Raw genomic sequence first — 20577 nt, 5'->3', positions numbered from 1 at the left:
AACGACCGCATCGCCACCGCAGCATCGTCGCCGTGCCGGGTGGGGCGGGTCCGCGCCCCACGCGACCCACTCGCCGCACCACCTTGTCGGAAGGCCACCGGTGATGCCACCGTCCACCCCGCCACGTCACGCCCCCTACCCCGCCGTCACGTTCCGCACCGGCATCGGGCTCCCACCGGCACGCCCGGTCGAGGTGATCGACACCGGGCGGGTCCTCTGCCTCACCTTCGACGACGGACCGCATCCGGTGCACACCCCGCGCCTGCTCGACGTGCTGGCCGGGCACGACGTCCGGGCGGTCTTCTTCCTCCGGGGCGACCAGGTCGTCCGGTACCCCGAGGTGGTCCGTCGGATCACCGCCGAGGGGCACGTGCTCGGCAACCACGGGATGCGGCACGACGACATGAGCGGCTGGGCCGCCGGTCGCATCGCCTCGGACCTGCTGGAGACCAACGCGGTGATCCGGCAGGCCGTGCCGTACACCCGGGTCGGCTACTTCCGCGCCCCGTACGGCGCCTGGGGTCAGACCCCCACCGTCGCCGCCGCTCTCGGCATGCGGCCGATGGGTTGGCGGCTCGCCGTCACCGACTGGGAGCCGCCCGGCACCGAGGAACTGCTGCGGCGACTCACCGACGGCGCCGCACCCGGCGCGGTGGTGCTGCTGCACGACGGCGGCGGAGACCGGAGCCAGACCGTCGACGCGGTCGACCGCTTCGTACCGTCGGCCCGGACCGCAGGGTGGACCTTCGCGCTGCCCGACGGCGGCGGACGTCGCTGACTTCAGCAGTACCGTGCGGCAGCCCACGACCTGTGCGGTCTAGGCGGCGGAGTTCGGAGCAGCCGCACGGCGAAGGACTTCCTCCGTCGTCAGCGGGCTGGGCGGATGGTGGCTCAGGCACATCGGCGCCTGCATCTTGACGAACCGAGCCCCTTCGACGGCGGCATAGAACTGCCCCGTGCGCATCTTGCCCACGTCCGGCACATCGGTGCCCTTCGCCCTGGCCACGTCCCGCGCCGCCTCGATCTGGACCGGCGCGGTCAACAGCCCGAAGAACTGGGTGGCCGCGTTACCCGGGATCTGGTTGTGCAACGCCTTCGGCGACTGCGTGGCGAACACCAGGCCCAACCCGTACTTACGCGCCTGCGAGGTCAACGCCAGGGTGCTGTGGGTGCAGGCGGTGACGGCACCGGACGGGGCCAGCGTCTGGGCCTCGTCCATCACCAGGAGCCCGCCCAGGGGGCGGTCACCGGCCGGATGGCGCTTGATCCAGGTGAAGAGTGCCAGTTGAAGCTGGTTGACGAAACTCTGCCGCTGCTGGTCGTCGGGAAGCCCGACGAAGCTGATCACCGAGATCCGGGCCCGTCGGCCCGGCGGTGGCGTGAGCAGGTCGCCGGGGTCGACAGGGGTCCCGGCCCCACCGAACAACGGGTCGTTGATCAGCGCCGCCTTGAGCAGTTGCGCCATGCTCGCCGCCAGCTTGGGCGCGCTGTCGAGTTGACTGACCCCGTCAGGTAGCTCGTTGAGCACCTCGGTGAACGCGTGCAGGTCGTTGGCACCGGTGTGGGCATAGCTGATCAGCGCCTCACGGAGCACCGCACGTCCGAGTCGCGCCTTGTCCGTACCGCCGTCCACCCGAGCGTGCGGGGCCAACGTGGCGACGGCGGCGTTCACCGCCGCCGTGAAACCGTCCGGATCGTCGAGCACATCGGCGAACCGGGGCAACGGATGGAACGCCAGCGGACGACCCGCCTGCCGGCCCGGCGTCCAGATCGTCACGTCGGTCCCGGATCGGTAGGCCGCCGCCAGGTCCGCGTCGCCCGGCGCCCACCCGTTCGGGGGCACCGGCCATGCATCGCCGAGTCTGGCGAGGTCGTTGTTCGGATCCAGGACGATGGCGGAGACACCGCGCAGGGCGCACTCCTCGACGAGCCGGCGGATCAGCACGGTCTTTCCCGAGCCGGATCCGGCGAAGACGACGGTGTGCCGGCGCAGCGACTCCAGACCGATCCGCACCGGGTCGGGCCGTCCGGGGACGACACCGAGCACCAGATGGTGCGGGTCGACTCCGGCGACGGGTGCGAGACCGGTGACAGGGGGGTACGACGTCACTGCGGTCACCGGTACGTCCGTGGGCGGTGTCGCGGGGACAGGCGCCCGCCCGACGACCCGATCGGTCGGCGGCGCCTCCGGATGTGGTGCCGTTCCCGCCGACACCTCGACGGTGGGCAGGACGCCGGAGGGCGGAGCGGGAACCGGCGCGTCGCCGTCGTGCGCACCGCCCGGCCCGGCTCCGAGCGCCTCGCGCAGGCAGCCGATGTCCGCCACGGGTCGACGGTCGGCGAACCACGGCCGCAACGTCTCCAGGCCGTACGTCTGGATGAGCTGTTCCAGGGCGGCCAGCCGGCGGATGTCCGCAGCCGGGAAGGTGAGCGTCCGCCCGCCCGCCCGCTCGAACGCCTCCAGCACCTCCCGGGTGCGGGCCCCCGTCGACCACGCCGCGCTGCGCAGCAGGAAGAGCCGACGCTTGGCGACGCCCTCGGTGAGACCTGCGGTGGTCACGGCATTGCGTATCCGGTTGAGTGCCGCGATGTGGTGTGATGCGCAGATCGCCCGGAAAGACCAGTGCTCCTCGTCCTCGCTCTCCTCGTCGAGGCTGTGTCGGAGCCGAGCGTGCAGGGCCGGCTTCCCGCCGGCCGGGATCGGATCGAGGCTGAACGCCTCCACCGCCGGGCCCTGCCCGGCGATCCACGCGGTCAGCCCGGCCTTGAGCAGTTCCGGGACCCGGGCGTCCTCGGAGTCCTGGCGGACGGCGGGCTCGGGGTCCGCCCCGGCGACGAGTTCCGCGTACCTGACGTCGATCTTCCCGAACTCGTCCGCGTGGCCCGCCGCGCCGGGTGCCCGGTCCGACGGGGATCCGGTCGTCACGACGGGTCGGTCCGGTGTCGGGTGCAGCAGATGCCGGAGTTCCCGCACCTCGCCGGCGGACAGACAGGCCCGTACGTGCGCGTCGATGCGACGCAGCAACTCGCGCGGGGTGAAGCCCTCCACCTCGTCGAACGCGGACGGATGGATGGGCCAGGACGGGTACGGCGGCGCGAAGCCGAGTTCGTCGAACAGCATCGCGAAACGCTTCTCGACGAGTTCCCGGCCGACCTCGGCGGCGGGGATCTCCTTGAGCGGGGCGGCCTCCCGGAACCGGTCCTGCACCGTGTCGGTGGCCTGCTCCTTGACGTTCTGCCAGGTCTGCGGGAGACAGGAGACCACGGACAGCGAGCGGCGGGTGGTCTCCCGCAGGGCCATCAGCCCGCTGGCCACCTGCTCCAGCAACAGCGAGGTCTGCCAGTCGGTCTCGCCCCGGACGTCGTGGTTGGTCGCTTTCACCGACTGCGCGACCATCAGGTCGATCTGGTCGACCGCGATCACCGTCGGACCGACCATGGCCAGCAGGCGGGAGGTGTCCTGGACCACCTCCTGGGGCGCCCGCCGGGTGCGTCGCAGACCCCAGCCGGCGCGGAGACCCGGTTCCTCCTCGTCGCTGGAGCAGAGGAAGTCGAAGCCGATGTCCTGGAGGGCCGACTGCTCGGCGGCATAGAGGACCAACGCTCGGGCGGTGTCCTGGCACTCGGTCCCGATCTGGCGGCTGCTCTTGCGGATCAGGTCGACGAAGGCGTCGAGCGCCGGTCGACTGAGCTCGGTCTCACCGGTGACCGCCCGGCGCACCGTTCGCGGTGCGTCGACACGGTCCGCCAGCCGACGCAGGAACGTCCGCAGTTGGGATGTCCCGTCCGGCATCGCCCTGGCGAAGCCGGTCAACATCGACATCGCGGTGCTGTGCCAGAACGCCCGGGCCTCCAGCAGCTCCACCAGGAAGAAGAACCCGCCGCGTTGCTGCACCTCCTGACGCACCGTGCCGAGCAGATGGGTCTTGCCGGTGCCGCGTTGGCCGAGGATGGCGACACCCACCGGGCTGGAATCGGCGCTCTGCTCCGCCTCGGCGAAGCTGTCCAGCACCGTCTGCACCACGTCGTGGTGCAGTCCCTCCACATGGAACGGGGTCGGCTTCCAGACGTCGTCCGGTGTCGGCGCCCAGTTGAACCTCAACGCAGCCAGGGCCCGCCGCTGCTCGGCGGCCATCATGACGAGATGGCGATGAGGTGCTTGTCCTGGTTGCCGATACTCACCGCGGCGGCGCGCTCCTCGGACCGGAGCACCTTCTGGTTGGACTCCGGCACCAGGTGGACGTTGCGGTCCCGGTTGAGGTGCACCAGCGCGGCGTCGACCTCCGGACGGGGCAGGTCCGCGACCGCGGCGCGCAGGTCGGACAGCATGACGTAGTCGCCGGGACGCGCCGCCAACCCGTGGTATGCCTGTCGGATCAGTGCGACCGCATCGACCGGAGAGCCGGCCCGTGCCGCGTCCACGGGCGGCACGGCCACGGCCGAGACGACGTCGTCCTCCTTGATCTGCAACCGGAAGAGGTCGTCGGCCCGGCTGCCCGAGTGGTCGATCAGCCGCCGCAGGAAGTCCAGCGCGACATAGAGCGCGCCGCCCGCCGTCCCGGCGCCCTTGGGCGCCTCGGCCCCCAACTCCTCGGCGGCCCGGCTCCATCCCTTGTCGGTCAGGGACAGGGTGATCGGCTTCTCGGAAACCTCGATCAGATCGAGCGAGAGAAGTCGACGCCGGTGATCCGCTTTCAGGCCGATCCCGGCGACATTGGTGAAGTAGGTCTGCGGCAGCGGCGTCGCCTTGATCATAAGCGTGACGAGAATGCACCGGTCAACGAGGGTCAGTTCCTTTTCCGGCATGCGGATGCTCCTCTGTGGCACGAGCTTTCACCACGTTGACGGTGATGATCGAAGACTCGGAAGGGGTGGCCGTGGTTCAGGTTCCGCAACGGGTTGGCCCCGCGCACGGGCCGATTCTGCCGACGGCGACCGACGAGCGCAAGGTCACCAATCCTGCTGCCAATAACCGACAACACCGTTGAGTGGATCTTCAGTCGGGCAGCGTGGACGGTGTGACTGGAACACCCGTTCGGAGCCGCCAGTGGTGATCGACTAAACGACCGTTGCCAAATGTCCAGCACAACAGGCAGCATGGCGGTTCGGCGAGAGGCCCGCCGGCAATTGGGTGGCGCCGCGACCTCTCCTGCCGTTCCGGGGAGAGGGCAACGGAGGTGACCTGTGCAGTCTGAAGTGGTCCGCTACCAGGTCGATGACCAGACCATCGCACTGATCGAGGTCGAACCGCTCGCCGGTTTCCAGCCCGCCGGGATCGGCGATGTCGCCGGTCGGGTAAGGGAATCCGCCGCACCTGCGGTCGCCGCTGCGAAGGAACTGCTGGAACAGGTGAAGTCCGTCGCTCCCGACTCGGTCGAGGTCCGGTTCGGGATCAAGGCGACCGGCACGGCGAACTGGGTGGTGGCGAAGGCGACCGGAGAGGCGAACTTCGAGGTCACCCTCGCCTGGCACGCGGACGACGCCCCGGATCGCGGCACCGGTCTCCGGCCCTGACGAACGGGCGACCCCGTGACGACAGCCCCCGATGACAGCCCATGGGTCGCCGCCCTCCATCGCGGCACCCACCCGGACACCCCGGTCGGCACCGGCATCGTCATCGACACGAACCTCGTCCTCACCTGTCACCACGTGGCGTTCTCCACCGACGGCACCCTCCACGACGACCTGTATGTCGCCTTCCCGCTCGCGCCGAAGGTCACCTACTTCGACCGTCGCAAGGTCGGGCAGTGCCTGCACGACGGTAAACAGACCGCCCACGTCGACCTGGTCCTGCTCGAACTCGTCGAGCCGGTGCCGACCACCGTGGTCCCCGCGCGGCTGCGCTGCCTCGAACCCAAGCCCCTGGTGGACCGCCCCTTCTGGGCGTTCGGGTTCCCGACCCAGGTCATCGGCGGCACCTCGGCCACCGGCACCGTCACCGAACTCGGCGGATACGGCCACGTGATGATCGACAGCGGTGCCGGAGGCGCGTTGAGGAAGGGGTTCAGCGGCGCTGCCGTCTGGTCTCCCGAGTACCAGGCGGTGATCGGCGTCGTCGTCTCCGCCGACGGCACGGGCCGGGGACAGGCGGTCACCCTCCACCACGCCGACGAGCAGATACCCGAGATGAAGCTGGAGACGCTGTCGGCCTGGCGGATCGAGGACGCCGACGACACCGCGCTCTCCGCCTGGGGTTGGACGCTCAGCAGCGACGGTGAGGCCGGTCGGCACTGGCTGCCCCGGGCCCGTGGGGTGGCGGTCGACACCGAAGGCGGCGCCCGCTTCCGAGGACGGACCACCGCCCTCCGTCGCGTCGTCGACTGGCTCGACGGGGCGACGGCGGTCACCCGTCCACTGATCGTCACCGGGTCGCCCGGGGTCGGCAAGTCGGCGGTGCTGGGGCGGGTCGTCACCACCGCCGACCGGCAGATCCGCGCCACGCTTCCCGCCGACGACGTCGCCGTCACCGCCACGGTCGGCTCGGTCTCGTGCGCGGTACACGTCAAGGGCAAGACCGCAGACGAGGTGGCTACCGAGATCGCCCGCGCGGTCGCCGTCGACCTGCCCGCCGCCCCCGCCGACCTGGTGCCGGCGGTACGCCGACGCCTGGCCCGTCGGTCCACCCGCTTCACTCTGGTCATCGACGCGCTCGACGAGGCGGTGAACCCCGACCACGCCCGACGGATCATCGAGGAGATCCTGCTGCCGATGGGTGAGGAATGCGGCCGGTACGGGGTCCGGGTCGTGGTCGGCACCCGCCGCTCCGACGACCGTGGTGACCTGATCGCCTGTTTCGGCGACCGGGCAGAGTTGATCGACCTGGACACACCCGAGTACTTCGCCGAGTCCGACCTGGTCAACTACGCCGAGGCGACGCTGCGACTACTCGGCGCCGAGCGTCCCGCCAACCCGTACGCCCCACCCGGTGCCGCCGCACCACTCGCCCACCGCATCGCGACCCTGGCCAAGGGGAACTTCCTCGTCGCCGGTCTCGTCGCGCGGGCACACGCGTTGCGCGACATCGAGCCCGTCGACCCGGCCACCGTGTCGTTCACCGCGACCGTGGCGTACGCGCTGGACGCCTACCTGGCGGGACTTCCCGCGGCCGGCGCGACCTCGGCTCGACTGGCCCTCACCGCCCTGGCGTACGCCGAGACACCCGGGCTGCCGCTCGCCCTGTGGCAGACCGCGGTGACGGCGTTGGGCGGTGCGGTCACGCAGGCGCAGCTTCTCGCCTTCGCCCGTACCTCGGCGGCGAACTTCCTGGTCGAGACCGGCGGCGGCAGCCAGCCCGCCTACCGACTGTTCCATCAGGCGCTCAACGACGCGCTGCTCGCCGAGCGCGACGCGCGAGCGGCGCGACGCGAGGACCAACGCCGACTGGTGTCCGCGTGGGCGGACCAGGCCCACACCGACGGCTGGGCGCACGCTCCCGACTACCTGCTCCGGTCGCTGCCGCAACACGCCGCCCGGGCCGGGCTCGTGGACCGGTTGCTCCTCGACGAGGACTACCTGTTCCACGCGCACCTGGATCGGCTGCTCACGGTGGTCGACACGGAACAGCTCCCGACGGCGCCACTACCGCAGGCCAGAGCGAGGCTGTTGCAACGCACCCCGCTGGCGGTCGCGGCGGAGCCGGCCGAACGGGCCGCGCTGTTCTCGGTCGTCGACCGCCTCGACGGTCTGCGCAGCGGTGTCACCGCCGCACGGGCCCCCTATCAGGCGCGGTGGGCGCACACCCCGCCGCGCCAGGAACGCAGCGTGTTGGACGGCCATTCCCAGGCCGTCTACGACGTCGCCGCCATCGAGATCGACAACCGGCGGCTACTCGCCTCCGTCGGTGACGACGGCACCCTCCGGCTCTGGGATCCGCTGACCAACCAGGTCGAGTCGGTCTTCACCTGTCATGACGACACGGTCCGGGGCGTGTGCGCCGTCCGGACCGCCCTCGGCGAGGTGCTGATCGCCACCGCCGGGCATGACGGCACGGTGGCGCTCTGGGAGCCACGGACCGGTCATCGCCGACACGAGCTGCGCGGACACGACGACTGGGTACGCAACATCTGCGCCATCCCACTGCCGGAGGGTGACCTGCTCGCCTCGGCCGGCGACGACCGGACCGTACGCGTGTGGGACCCGGTGAGCGGCACCCAGCGGTACGAGTTGACCGGCCACGCCGGCTGGGTGACCGCGGTGACGTACGTGCCGGCCGACGGCCGCCACCTGCTCGCCTCGACCGGCTACGACGGGGTGATCCGGATCTGGGAGCCGACCGTCGACGACCGCCCGATGCTGGTCCTCACCGGTCACACCGGCTGGGTCACCACCCTCTATGCGGTGCGGTCACCCGACGGCACGCTGCTCGCCTCGGCCGGATACGACGGCACGGTGCGCCTCTGGGATCCGCTGACCGGCCGCCAGGTGCAGGTCCTGGAGACCGACGGACCCCTCACCGACCTCTGCACGGTCGAGGTCGACAGCGGGCTCCTGCTGGCGTCCACCGGCGAGGACGGACTCATCCGACTGTGGGAGGTGTCGACCTGGACCGGCCGCCCCAGCCTGCGTGGGCACGCGAGTTGGGTCCGCGCGGTGTGTGAGCTGCGCACGGCGAAGGACCGGATGCTGGCCACCGCCGGAGACGACGGCACCGTACGGCTGTGGGACCCGGCCGGCGGCCAACCCGACACGGTCGCCGACCAGGACCGGTTCGGGCCGGTCACCGCCCTCTGCCCGGTGCCTGGCACGCGAGGCGCGCTGGTCGCCTCGGGCGGTGCCGACGGCCGGGTGCGGGTCTGGGACGCCCGCACCGGCGAGCGGGTGCGGGAGTTCAGCACGTCGGGCGGGGCGGTCAACGCCCTGTGCGCCATCCCGGACGACGAGGAACCGTTGATCTTCACGGCTCAGGACGACGCCACCGTCGGGTCGTGGGGGTCGCACGACGATCAACCGACGCACGTGATGAGCGAACACCACGCCTCCGTCGCGGCGGTCTGCCCACTCGTGGTCAACGGCGAGACGGTGATCGCCTCGGCCGGCGACGACCAGGCCATCCGGCTGTGGCACCCGCACACCGGCTCGGTGCGTGGGGTTCTGCTCGGACACGTCACCCGCGCCTGGGTGACGGCCCTGACCACGGTGACCTGGCCGGGTATCGAGGCACTCGCCTCGGCCGACAAGAGCGGCACCGTGATGCTGTGGGCCGGCGGGGACAGCCCGATCTGGACCCAGCAGGGTCACCAGGACGCGGTGACCGCGCTCTGCGCCGTCCCGGTGGCTGATCGTCCGATGCTCGTCTCCGCCAGCGCAGACCATTCGATCCGGATGTGGGACGCCGAGTGGGGCCAGCCGGTGCGGTGGTTCACCGGACACACCGCAGCCGTCACCGGTCTGAGCCTCGTCCGGGTCGACGGTCGTGATCTGCTCGCCTCGACCAGCAGGGACCGTACGGTGCGGATCTGGGAACCGACGACCGGCCGGTTGGTGCGCACCATCCCCGTCTACCACCCGGCGCTCGCCTGCTGCACCGTCGAGGACACGCTGCTGGTGGGGCTTGATCAGGGACTGCTCGCACTGGCCGTCACCGGCTGACACGCGATCGGACTGGTGGGCGATACTGGGTTTGAACCAGTGACCTCTTCCGTGTCAAGGAAGCGCGCTCCCACTGCGCCAATCGCCCGTGGAGACCGCCGACACCGGAGGGTGCGGGCAGGCTACGAGCGGACGACGGGATTCGAACCCGCGACCCTCACCTTGGCAAGGTGATGCGCTACCAGCTGCGCTACGTCCGCGTACCCCGTGAAGTGCCGGGGACGCGCCCACTCTACCCGATGACAAGATCGCCCGGCCGGCCACCCCGCTTCCCCGCGTGATTGTGCCGCTCACCGTCGGGGTACAGACCTCTACGACAGCACACCGCGCCCCTGGAAGAAGGAGGCTGTCATGGGTATCGGAACCAGTGTTTTCCTGCTCGCGCTCGGCGCGATCCTCGCCTTCGCGGTCAACGCCAGCATCGGTGGTCTCGACCTGGACGTGGTCGGCTGGATCCTGATGGCCGCCGGCGTACTCGGTCTGATCATGACGACCCTGGTCTGGGGCCGCCGCCGTCAGGTGGTCACCACCGAGCAGCCGGCGGAGTACCGCCGGGTCGAGGAGCGCCGGGACGTCGCGCCGCCGCTGTGAACACGGCGTACGGCGGACTGGTCGGCGGCCGACGGAGCTGATCGGTCGTCCGGCACACGACGTTGGCGGCCACCGTGCACGGTGGCCGCCAACGTCGTGGCTAGCTCTGCCGGGTGCGGTTCAGGATGCCGTTCAGGTAGAGCCCCTCCTGGCAGGTCCCGGGCGTGGCGGCACCGACCGGGGTGCCGGGTTGGCGGCACTCGACCGTGAGCGTCACCCGCGCCCCGGCCGGTATCCGGATCGGGGTGACCGAGTGGTAGTCCTGGTTGCGGAAGTTCTCCAGGCCGTAGGTGACCACCCGCACGTCGTCGGCGGTGATGGTCAGGGTGCCGGTGTCCCCCTGCGGGTTGTCGACCAGGAAGTCCGTGAGCAGCAGGACCCGGTTGCGGGGCACGGTGTAGCTGCGCGACGCCGTGCTGCCCGGGTTGGTCCGCAGCGTCAGCGCGGTGGCGAACTGTCCGCCGCCGCCGGGGGCCGCCGCCGGCGTCGGCGAGGGGCTCGATGGCGGGGCGACGGGATTCTCGGCGCGGTCCTGCGCGACGGCCTCCCGGGCCGCCTCGCCGGCAGCCTCGTTCGCGGACGCCTGCATCTCGGTCGCGGCCTGCGCCACCCGCTCGTCGGCGGCCTCCTGGGCCGCCGACTGCACCGCCGGACGCAGCAGACCGAACCAGAGCGCGAGCAGGAGCAGCAGCAACGCCAGCAGCAGCGCCAACAGTTTGAGCAGCCACCCGGAGAGGACCGGCTGCTGCACCAGCGTGCCGTCCAGCGTGATCGCCCGGCCGTCCCGGTCGGTCAGCAGCGCCCGGAACGGCAGGTGGCGCGGCGTGCCGCGCCAGAGCAGCCGCGTCGCCCGTACGCGGAGTCCGGCCTGGTACTGCTCGCCCGCGGCCAGGATCATCGCCGTCGGGCGGGCCGTGAAGCGCAGTTGCTCCGCGCCGTCGGTCGCGGCGACGGTCAACTCCTCGCCGATGTTGCCGCCGTTGACCACGGCGATCCGGTAGCGCGCACCGAGTCGGGCCCGCCGCACCTGCGGCCGGAGTTCGGCGGCCACCTCGGAGAAGGGCGCGATGGTCAGCACGCCTTCCTCGACCGTCGCGGTCTCCGGCGCCTCGGACGGCACCACCCGCACACCGTACGGCAGGTCACCGGCGCGGACCTCGGAGGAGCGCGGTGGCCGGACGGTGAGCACGACGGTCTCGACGGCCCCGGGATAGAGGGACACCCGGGGTGGCGTGAACGTCACCCACGCGTCGGGCACGCCGACGATGGTGAGGTCGTACGCTTCGACGACGTCACCCGAGTTGCGGATCGTCACCGGTATGTCGACGCTTTCTCCCGGCACGACCACCGTCGGGGTGTCCACCAGGCCCAACGAGACGCTCATGTCCGCCCACGGTAGGCGTGCGGCGACGCCTGGCGACCGTCCGGCGGGGAACCGGCACGGGCAGAACCGTTGCCCGTTAGGTCCACGTTAGGTGCACGCGAAGTCACGCTCGTCATGCTCTGCGTACCGGCGCGGTACCCGCCGTGCCGGGCCGTCCGGGCCGGACGACCGGGACGGGCGTCGAGGTGTGGGGGAGGCTGGAGATGCAGCGTGTCACGGTGAGCGTCCACGCGGAGGACCCGATCTCGCGGTCCGGGGTGGAGAGCCAACTGCGTGCCCGTCCGGACCTGTGGGTGATCGAACCGGGCCGGGAGACCTCGGAGAGCGTCTCGCTGGTGGTCGTCGACGTCCTCGACGAGTCGGCCATCCGGCTGCTGCGCCGCCTGCACCGCACCGGCCCGGCCAAACTGGTGCTGGTGCCCGCCCGGATCGACGACGCCGGGCTGTCCCAGGCGGTGGAGCACGGCGTGGTGGGCCTGGTCCGTCGCACCGAGGCGAGCGCGGAACGACTCAGTCACATCGTGCTGGCCGTGGCCCGGGGTGAGGGCGCGCTCCCGGCCGACCTGCTGGGACGGCTGATGGCCCAGATGGGGCGGTTGCAGCGGCAGGTCCTCGAACCACGCGGGCTCACCCTGCTCGGGCTGAGCACCCGGGAGGTGGACGTGCTGCGGCTGGTCGCGGACGGGCTCGACACCCGGGAGATCGCCGGCAAGCTGTCGTACTCGGAGCGGACCGTGAAGAACGTCCTGCACGACGTCACCAGTCGGCTGCAACTGCGCAACCGGGCGCACGCCGTGGCGTACGCGCTGCGCAACGGCTTGATCTGAGGCGGAGGTTGCCTCAACGGGCGGGGTGGGCTGCCCCCTCGGGTGCCCGACTGGTCGAGGCGGCCGGACGCCGCAGCACCGGAGGATGGCGGTGGCCATCCCGTACGACGTCCGCCTCGCGAGGTCCACGTGCGACGCATGATCGGATTCCCTGTCGTCCTGGCCGTGCTGCTCGTGGCCGCACCGCCGCCCACCACAGGGGTCGCCGTCGCCGCGCCCGCGCCGGCCCCGACCACACCACCCGCACCGGCTCCGAACGACCAACTGAGCCAGCGGATCGCGTACGCCGGCACCGGGCACCGCGGCGTCGGTGTCGTCACGGGCGAGGGCTCGGCGGCGACGGCGGCACCGTTCTTCGGCCCCGGCCCGGGCCACTTCGACGACGAGGTCTCGGCCCGGGGGTCGACGGTGACCTGGGTGGGTCGGCGGGACACCCGCACCACCGAGGTCTACCTGCGGCGGGGCACCGGCCCGGTGCAGCGGGTCACCGAGAACTCGGCCGACGAGTCCCGGCCGGTGCTCTCCCCCGACGGCTCCCGGATCGCGTACAGCTCCGCCGCCGGGCGGGCCGACGGCGCGCACGACGTGTTCGTGGTCGACGTGGCGGGCGGCGACAGCCGACGGGTGACCGACGGCACCGGCGACAACAGGTGGCCGACCTGGTCACCGGAGGGTACGACGCTGGCCTTCGCCGGGCAGCGCGGCGACGCCACGGTTCCGCAGATCTATCGGATCTCCGTCGACGGCGGCCCGGTCGCCCAGGTCACCACCGAGGCGACCGGTGCCGCCGAGCCGGCCTGGGATCCGAACCCGGCGCACGGCCGTCTCGCCTACACGGTCGGGCCGGCCGAACCGGCCCCCGAGGTGTGGTTGATCGCCCCGGACGGCACCGCGCGGACCCAGATGCTGCCCGGCGGTTGGCAGGCCCGGCAACCGGCATGGACCGCCGACGGGGCCACCGTGGCGTTCGTGAGCCGGACGCTGCCGGACGGCGGATCGGCTGGAGACGTCGACCGGCTCTACTCGGTGCTGGTGCAGGAGGACGTGTGCCAGTGCGTGGTGGTGCAACGACTCGACGAGAACCGCGACGTCAGCCATCCCACCTGGTACACCGCGCCGGGCAGCGGCACCGAGTCGCTGCTGGTCGGCCGGACCAGCGCCCTGGACCGGACCACCGCCACCCTCCAGGACATCCGGCCGGACGGGGTGGACCCGCGTGACCTGGGCGTGTCGGTGCTGCGCGAGGACCCGGGGGCGTTCGACAACTCCTTGCTGCTCTGGGAGCCGGTGGACGGTGATCCGTGGTTCGAGCGGCAGGCGTACTCACCGGACGGGCGGCAGATCGCGGTCACCCGGTTCGAGACGGTCGGCGGCGTACGGACCGAACGGTTGTGGATCGTGGACGCCGACGGGAGTCGGCCCCGGCTGCTGCCGATCGCCGGGCGGGGCAGCGGCGACCGGGAGACCGACCCGGCGTGGTCGCCGGACGGCACCCGGCTTGCCCTGGTCCGCAACTCGCCGGGCGGTGTCCCGGGGACGCGTTCGCCGTCCCGGATCGAGGTGGTCGACGCCGTCGACGGGGACCTCCTGCTGGACCTGCCGGTCCCGGCCCCGCTGGCCGGACTCGACGACACCCAGCCGGCCTGGTCGCCCGACGGCACCCAGATCGCCTTCACCCGGGGCACCTACCGGGGTGAGGTGTCCACCCACATCTGGACCGCCAACGCCGGCAACGGCCTCGACCAGACCGACCTGACCGAGACGATCTGCGGTGTCGGATGCCCGGTCGTCGACGACAGCGCCGCGTTCTCCCCGGACGGCACCCGACTGGTCTTCAACCGGGAGGCCGACGGTCTGGTCCTGCTCGACCTGGACGACGGCGACTGTCGCCTGCTGCTGCCCGCCGGTGGCGGGTCCTGCGCCCTGCCGGTCCCGGACCGGGAGGACGCCCCGCACCAGCCACGTGACGTGGCCTGGTCACCGGACGGCCAGCGGCTCGCGTTCTCGGCCCGCCGTGCCGAGGGCAACAACTCACCCGAGGCACTGTGGAGCTACGACCTGGCCGCCGGCACCGTCGGCCCGCTGACCGGACACCTGCCCGGACGGCAGAAGGAGCCGAGCTGGCAGCGTCGCGTCGACGTCGCCACCTCCGTGTCGGTGCCCGCGCCCACCACCACGGTCGGCGGCCCCACCTCGTTGCGGTTCGCCGTCACCGACCAGGGGCCGACCGCCGCCGACGACGTGCAGGGCGTCCTGCGCGTACCCGCCGGGCTGTCGGTGACCGGCCTCGACACACCGGCCGGTGAGTGTGTGCTCGCCACGCTGCGCTGCGCGCTGGGTCGCCTGGAGGTGGGACGTACCGTCGAGGTCCGGGTCGACCTGGTCGGGACCGCGGCCGGCAACTTCGAGGTGGGCTGGTCGGTCGAGACCAGCCCGACCGACGCGGACCCGGCCGACAACGCCACGGCGACCACGGTCCGGGTCGTGCCCGCACCGCCGGGCAGCCCGGCCGACCCGACGATCACCGTCTCGGTCGACCCGCAGCCGGGCTACGTCGGCGGCGTCGTCACCGTCCGGTACACGGTGCGCAACGCGGGCGGGACCACCGCGACCGGCCTGCGGATCCGCGCCGGCCTGCCCGACGGGGTACCGGCCGGCGGGCTGCTGCCCGACTGCCGGGACGACGGCTGCCCGGTGCCGGACCTCGCCCCCGGCGCCGCCGCCACGGTCGGCGGCACACTCGCCCCCGGCGCGGCCCTCGACACGATCGTCCGGGGCACCGTCTCCACCACCGGCGGCAACGCCGACCCGGACAACGACACCGCCACCGCGCGGCTGCGGGTACTCCAGCCGCGGATCGTGGCGGTGCCGGAGATCGGGCCGCCCGGCTTCGTCGCCACCATCCGGGGAATCGACTTCCCACCGCGTCAACCCGTGCGTCTGGCCTGGGACGTCGGCATCACCGCGACCGCCGCGCCGGTACGCCCGGCCGCCGACGGCACCTTCGCCGCCCAGGTGCTGGTGCTGCCGAAGGACCGGCTGGGTGAACGTCGGGCGGTGGCCACCGGCACCGGGTTCCGCCCGGTCAACACACCGTTCCTGGTGGTGCTGCCGGCCCAGCAACCCCCCGGACTGCTGCGCCGGAGCTGGTGACGACGATGGGAGCGGGCGCGTGATACACGAGATCGACGAGGCCCTGCGTGGGCTGGTCGCCACCGAGGCGCTGACGGGTAGCGGGGTGGAGGTGTCGTTCGACGCGCCCACCCGGGACTGGGCGACCCGCCGCAACGCACCGACGGTGAACCTGTTCCTCTACGACATCCGCGAGGACCGGTCCCGGTACTTCCAGGGGCGGGTCGCCGAGCGGGACGAGACCGGCCAGACGGTGGCCTGGCACGACTCGCCGCACTTCTTCGCGCTGTCCTACCTGGTCACCGCCTGGACCAACCGACCCACCGACGAGCACCGCCTGCTCGCCAGCCTGTTGGCCGGTCTGATCCGCTACGACGAGGTGCCGACCGAGCGGATGACCGGCTCGCTGGCCGCGCTCGGCCTGGCCGTGCCGATGTCGGTCGCCGCGCCACCCGGCGAGGGACGGGCGCTGGCCGATGTCTGGACCGCGCTCGGCGGCGAGCTCAAACCGTCGCTGGACCTGGTGGTCACCGCCCCGGTCTCGACCCGCCGGTCGCCGGCCGCCCCGCCGGTGCGGGAGCGGACCGTCCGGGTCGGCGACATCGCCGGAACGCGGGTGAGTCGACGTACGCACACGGTGGCCGCCCCCCGCCGGGACGACGACGGTCGGTCCCCCGGGCCGGGCGGTCTGCGGTGAGCGGGGCGGACGACACGGCGTACCTGTCGGAGCGGCTCGGGCTGGTCGCCGCGCGGGTACGCCGGGCGGTGGCCGAGCGCCGCCGGGACGACCCCGACCCGGACGACGCCTTCCGGGGGCTGTACGTGTCGGCCGACCACGCCGAACGCCTGGCCGCCGCCGAACCGGCGCCGTGGCGAAAGGAAGGGCACCCTGCTAACGCCTCGTGTATAGCAGGGGACCCCTCCTTTCATCTCGGCCCGGCGGAGCGGACCGCTGCCGACGCGGGTGAGCCGCGCCTGCTGCGGCTGGCGCGCCGCTTCGGACTCACCCCGTTGGACGTCGACGTTCTGCTGGTCGCGTTGCTGCCCGACGTCGAGTCCCGGTACGAGAAGCTGTACGGCTACCTCCACGACGACGTCAGCCGTCGCCGGGCCACCATCGGGCTGGCCCTGGAGCTGTGCGGGACGCCCGCCTCGGCGGTCGCCGGACGGTCCCGGTTCGCCGGCTCCGCTCCCCTGGTCGGCGGTGGGCTGCTGCTGGTCGAGCAGCCGGACCAGCCGTACCTGTCTCGGCCACTGCGGGTGCCCGACCGGGTGGCCGGGTACCTGCTCGGTGACGACACCGTCGACGCCCGGCTCGCCGAGTTGGCCTGGCCCGTCGGGGACGACACGGCCCCGCCGTCCGACACCGCCGACCGCCTCGGCGCGGCGGTGCGGGCCGGGGTGCGCCTGGCGTACCTGCGGGAACAGCCCGGTGCTGTCGCCGACGATCTGGGGGTCGCCGCGCTGGTGTCGGCCGGTTGGGCGGTCCTCCGCCTCGACCTGGACGCGCTGGTCGTCGATCCGGCCCCGGTCGACGTGCTGGCGGTGGCGGTGCGGGAGGCCCGGCTGCGCGGCGCCGGACTGGTCGTCGGGCCGGTCCAGGCGCTCGAACCGACCGGAACGCCGGCACACGCCCGGTTGCTGCGCCGGGTCGCCGACCAACCGGTGCCGGTGCTGCTCACCGGAACCGTCGAGTGGGATCCGCACTGGAGCCGGCAGGCGCCGCTGCTGGTGACCGCCACGCCGTTGGACGAGCAGGGCCGGGCCCGGCTGTGGCGCACGGCGGGTGCCGCGCGGGCCGCCGACCGGCCCGCGGGCTGGGCCGACGGCGTGGACGCGGCCCGGGAGCTGGCGGCGTACCTGCTCGGCCCGGACCAGATCCGGCGGGCCGCGCAGGCCGCCGACCAGCTCGCGCTCTTCGAGGGCGCGGACCGGGTGGACGCCGGGCACCTGCGGGCGGGGGTACGCGGACAGAACGCCGGTGGCCTGGCCCGGCTGTCCCGGCGGATCGAACCCGGCGTCGGCTGGGCCGATCTGGTGCTGCCCGAGCAGGTGCACGACCAGTTGCGGGAGCTGGCCCTGCGGGTGCGGTACCGGGACCGGGTGCTGGGCCGGTGGCGGATGCGTCCCGGCGGCGGGCGCGGGCGCGGGGTGCTGGCGTTGTTCGCCGGTGACTCGGGCACCGGCAAGACGATGTCGGCGGAGGTGGTCGCCGCCGACCTCGGCCTGGACCTGTACGTCGTGGACCTGTCCACGGTGGTGGACAAGTACGTCGGCCAGACGGAGAAGAACCTGGAACGGATCTTCACCGAGGCGGCCGGTGTCAACGGCCTGCTGCTCTTCGACGAGGCGGACGCCATCTTCGGCAAACGGTCGGAGGTCAAGGACGCCCGTGACCGGTACGCCAACCTGGAGAGCGCCTACCTGCTGCAACGGATGGAGTCCTTCGACGGCGTCGCGGTGCTCACCACGAACCTGCGCGCCAACCTGGACGAGGCGTTCACCCGGCGGCTCGACCTGATCGTCGACTTCGCCATGCCGGACGTGGCGCAGCGGCGGGCGCTCTGGGACCGCTGCCTCGGCACCGAACTGCCCCGCGATCCCGACCTGGACCTGGACTTCTGCGCCCGCAGCTTCGAGCTGGCCGGTGGCAGCATCCGGGCCTGTGTGGTGACCGCCGCGTACCTGGCGGCCGAGGCCGGTCGGCCGGTCCGGATGGCGGACCTGGTCGGCGCGGTGCAGCGGGAGTACCGCAAGCTCGGCCGGTTGCTGCTGGAGAGCGAGTTCGGCGCGCACCAACCTCGCGGGGAGCCCGCGCGGATCCACTGACGAGAGGGCAGCGATGCGAGCACACGATCCGGCCGGCCGCGACGTCGCGGCCCGCCCCGTCACGCCGACCAGACCGGAGACCACCGGCGCCGAGCAGGTCCGGCCGGAGGCGGGTGCGGCGTCCGTCGGACCGACCGGCGTCGGACCGGGCGGTGCGGCGGCCACCATCCTGGACCTGCAACACCGGGCCGGTAACGCCGCCGCCACCTTGGCGGTGCAGCGGATGCGCTGCGCCGACCCGGACCACGGCCACGAGTCGGAGCCGGTGCAGCGGTCGGCGGTGAACCAGGTGTTGCGCTCGTCGGGCAGCCCGCTGGCCGGGCCGGTACGGCAGGACATGGAGGCCCGGCTGGGCGCGGACTTCTCCGACGTACGGCTGCACACCGGCGCGCTCGCCGAACGCTCGGCGGCGGAGGTGGACGCCCGCGCCTTCACGTCGGGATCGCACGTGGTGCTCGGCCGGGGCGGGAGCGACCGGCACACCCTGGCCCACGAACTCACGCACGTCATCCAGCAGCGCTCCGGCCCGGTCGCCGGCACGGACAACGGTCACGGCCAGCGGGTCTCCGACCCGGGTGACGCCTTCGAGCGGGCGGCCGAGGCGAACGCCCACCGGGCACTGAGCACACCGCCACCGGCGCACGACGTCCACCAGGCGCCGCAAGCGGCCATGTCAGCACCGATCGGGTCGGCGGCGGGTGCCGCGGTGCAGCGGGTCGGCGCCGACGAGCTGCACCGGGAGCCAACTGGCCCCTCGGTGCAGGTTCGCGGGCCACGCCGATCACGCTCGAACCGGCGCCCCGCCACCCAGGTGGACCAGGCGGCCTGGAACCAACTGGCCACCGCCTACCAGGCAGCCACCGAGCAGGCCCCGTACAAGGAGCGGATCCGCCTCGACACCGACCTCACCTCGCTGAGCGAGATGAGTCCACCGGGAACGGGATACCAGCTCGGCACCGCGCTTACCAACGTGGCGCAACAGGTGGGTATCACGTTGGCGGGCGGGGTCACAGGTGCCCGTAGCAACGCGGAGATGATGGAGGAGCTGGGTCGTCTTGATCCGGCCTCCCTGCCGTACTGGCAGGCCCAGGACGCCCGGGACCAACAGCTTGCCGCCGACGCGGTGAACCGGGAGGCGCAGTACCAGAACGAATCCGGGCCCGAGAACGCGCAGGCCCGACGGGATGTCACGGTGGGCCTGCTACGCGGGATCCAGATGCCGGCGGCCGACGCGACGGACATGCTGCTGACCTTCAACGACGGTCTGGTCATCGGCGGAGCACACCGTGCGGAACCGTTCTTCGCCTGGGCCGTCGACCACATGGCGCGGTTGCACCAGAACGGGGTACGGACGCTCTATCTGGAGTCACTCCGGGAGGACGCGCACCAGCGCCTGGTCGACGAGTACCTCGCCGGCGGCGTGATGAGTCGGGAGCTGACCAACTTCTGCAACACCTACCAGCGGTCACACGCCGTCGACCTCGCCGGATTCCTGGCCGAGGCCCGCAGCGCGGGTATGCGGGTCAAGGGCACCGGCGGTCGGCCCGCGCGCCAGGTCGGCACGAACATCCACAATCGCGCCGTCCTGTTGAACACCTACGGTGAGCAGGTGGTCCGGCGAGACCGGGCGCAGACCGTCGCCTCGGGCGGAGATCCGGGCAAGTACCTGATGCAGGCCGGCGAGTCACACGCCGGTACACACACCAACCGCGCGCCGACCTCGGCGATCGCGGGTGGCGTGGCCCTACCCAACCGGTTCCCCGGCATCGACGAGTTGCTCGACGTGCCCGCCGTACGACTGGAGGACAACATGGATGGCAGGAAGGGTTTCCGCGCCATCTGATCTCGTCCCGAATCACGCGGGCTCCAGCCAACAGCCTGTCTCATCCCTCTACAACGGGAGCGTGTACGCGTGCACGAAGAAGTTTTCGACGCGCGCCCAGTGCAGGTGACCGGCAAGGGCAAGGTCGCCCTCCCGACCGAGGACTACATGCACATGGATCTTGCCGTCTCGGATCTCGCCGGTGCCGCTCAGCTCGAACGGCTGCCGGTACTCGTTGACGATATCCGTGCTTGCGTCGTCCGTTGGCATGTTGCTGATCGCGCATGCGTCGACGGCACCGATCAGAGAGACGATTGCGCCATTCGCTATGCCCTCTTCGGCTGCGCGCCGGGCGAGCGTGTCGATTACTTCTTCCCCGGGCTTGACGCTCAACAGCTTCATCG

Annotated in this window: 14 protein-coding genes and 2 tRNA genes; 10 read left to right on the top strand and 6 right to left on the bottom strand. The window is 72.2% G+C overall.

The window, feature by feature from the left end:
• The first annotated feature begins 103 nt into the window (after positions 1-103).
• Entirely contained in the window at positions 104-778 is a 675-nt protein-coding gene (locus ACQVFL_RS08570) for a polysaccharide deacetylase family protein (protein ID WP_396691475.1), read from the top strand.
• Positions 779-817: 39 nt separating this feature from the next.
• Here the strand turns inward: ACQVFL_RS08570 and ACQVFL_RS08565 are convergent, their stop codons facing one another.
• A complete protein-coding gene (locus ACQVFL_RS08565; RefSeq protein WP_431729097.1) occupies positions 818-4138 on the bottom strand; it encodes a helicase HerA domain-containing protein in 3321 nt (1106 codons plus the stop codon).
• On the bottom strand, positions 4135-4806 hold the full coding sequence (locus tag ACQVFL_RS08560) for a hypothetical protein (protein WP_396691477.1): 672 nt from the start codon (positions 4804-4806) through the stop codon (positions 4135-4137). The genes ACQVFL_RS08565 and ACQVFL_RS08560 overlap by 4 nt, the downstream gene beginning before the upstream one ends.
• Positions 4807-4850: 44 nt before the next feature.
• Here ACQVFL_RS08560 and ACQVFL_RS08555 point away from each other — a divergent pair, with 44 nt between their 5' ends.
• The 3 genes from ACQVFL_RS08555 to ACQVFL_RS08545 all read left to right on the top strand — a co-directional run bounded on the left by ACQVFL_RS08555 (position 4851) and on the right by ACQVFL_RS08545 (position 9588).
• On the top strand, positions 4851-4988 hold the full coding sequence (locus tag ACQVFL_RS08555) for a hypothetical protein (protein ID WP_396691478.1): 138 nt from the start codon (positions 4851-4853) through the stop codon (positions 4986-4988).
• A gap of 196 nt (positions 4989-5184) precedes the next feature.
• On the top strand, positions 5185-5514 hold the full coding sequence (locus ACQVFL_RS08550; RefSeq protein WP_396691479.1) for a CU044_2847 family protein: 330 nt from the start codon (positions 5185-5187) through the stop codon (positions 5512-5514).
• A 15-nt stretch (positions 5515-5529) separates the two neighbouring features.
• Complete coding sequence (locus ACQVFL_RS08545) at positions 5530-9588, top strand: trypsin-like peptidase domain-containing protein (protein ID WP_431729096.1); 4059 nt, start codon at positions 5530-5532, stop codon at positions 9586-9588.
• Between the two features lie 13 nt (positions 9589-9601).
• On the opposite strand, the gene ACQVFL_RS08540 is transcribed toward ACQVFL_RS08545, so the two are convergent.
• Together ACQVFL_RS08540 and ACQVFL_RS08535 are read right to left on the bottom strand one after the other, a co-directional pair.
• Positions 9602-9676: transfer RNA gene (locus ACQVFL_RS08540), tRNA-Val, on the bottom strand.
• A 39-nt stretch (positions 9677-9715) separates the two neighbouring features.
• Positions 9716-9788: transfer RNA gene (locus ACQVFL_RS08535), tRNA-Gly, on the bottom strand.
• A gap of 151 nt (positions 9789-9939) precedes the next feature.
• Between ACQVFL_RS08535 and ACQVFL_RS08530 the strand changes: the two genes are divergently transcribed.
• Positions 9940-10179 carry a DUF6458 family protein gene (locus tag ACQVFL_RS08530; protein WP_396691481.1) on the top strand — a complete coding sequence of 80 codons (240 nt, stop codon included), beginning with the start codon at positions 9940-9942 and terminating at the stop codon, positions 10177-10179.
• 100 nt (positions 10180-10279) lie between these two features.
• Here the strand turns inward: ACQVFL_RS08530 and ACQVFL_RS08525 are convergent, their stop codons facing one another.
• Positions 10280-11563 carry a hypothetical protein gene (locus tag ACQVFL_RS08525; RefSeq protein WP_431729095.1) on the bottom strand — a complete coding sequence of 428 codons (1284 nt, stop codon included), beginning with the start codon at positions 11561-11563 and terminating at the stop codon, positions 10280-10282.
• A gap of 203 nt (positions 11564-11766) precedes the next feature.
• On the opposite strand from ACQVFL_RS08525, the gene ACQVFL_RS08520 reads away from it, so the two are divergent.
• From ACQVFL_RS08520 to ACQVFL_RS08500, 5 genes are all read left to right on the top strand, one after another.
• Complete coding sequence (locus ACQVFL_RS08520) at positions 11767-12390, top strand: LuxR C-terminal-related transcriptional regulator (protein WP_431729094.1); 624 nt, start codon at positions 11767-11769, stop codon at positions 12388-12390.
• 138 nt (positions 12391-12528) lie between these two features.
• On the top strand, positions 12529-15543 hold the full coding sequence (locus ACQVFL_RS08515; RefSeq protein WP_431729093.1) for a hypothetical protein: 3015 nt from the start codon (positions 12529-12531) through the stop codon (positions 15541-15543).
• Positions 15544-15562: 19 nt separating this feature from the next.
• The gene (locus ACQVFL_RS08510) at positions 15563-16219 is read left to right on the top strand and encodes a DUF4255 domain-containing protein (protein ID WP_431729092.1); all 657 of its coding nucleotides are present in this window, start codon (positions 15563-15565) and stop codon (positions 16217-16219) included.
• On the top strand, positions 16216-18351 hold the full coding sequence (locus tag ACQVFL_RS08505; protein ID WP_396691486.1) for an ATP-binding protein: 2136 nt from the start codon (positions 16216-16218) through the stop codon (positions 18349-18351). The genes ACQVFL_RS08510 and ACQVFL_RS08505 overlap by 4 nt, the downstream gene beginning before the upstream one ends.
• Before the next feature lie 13 nt (positions 18352-18364).
• On the top strand, positions 18365-20194 hold the full coding sequence (locus ACQVFL_RS08500) for an eCIS core domain-containing protein (RefSeq protein ID WP_431729091.1): 1830 nt from the start codon (positions 18365-18367) through the stop codon (positions 20192-20194).
• 48 nt (positions 20195-20242) lie between these two features.
• On the opposite strand, the gene ACQVFL_RS08495 is transcribed toward ACQVFL_RS08500, so the two are convergent.
• The gene (locus tag ACQVFL_RS08495) at positions 20243-20575 is read right to left on the bottom strand and encodes a PPC domain-containing DNA-binding protein (RefSeq protein WP_431729090.1); all 333 of its coding nucleotides are present in this window, start codon (positions 20573-20575) and stop codon (positions 20243-20245) included.
• Between the last annotated feature and the right edge of the window lie 2 nt (positions 20576-20577).

The sequence above is a fragment of the Verrucosispora sp. TAA-831 genome (assembly GCF_050780145.1).
Taxonomy (GTDB): Bacteria; Actinomycetota; Actinomycetes; order Mycobacteriales; family Micromonosporaceae; genus Micromonospora.
Note: the sequence above shows the minus strand (reverse complement) of the source record. Positions and strands in the feature narration are given on the sequence as shown.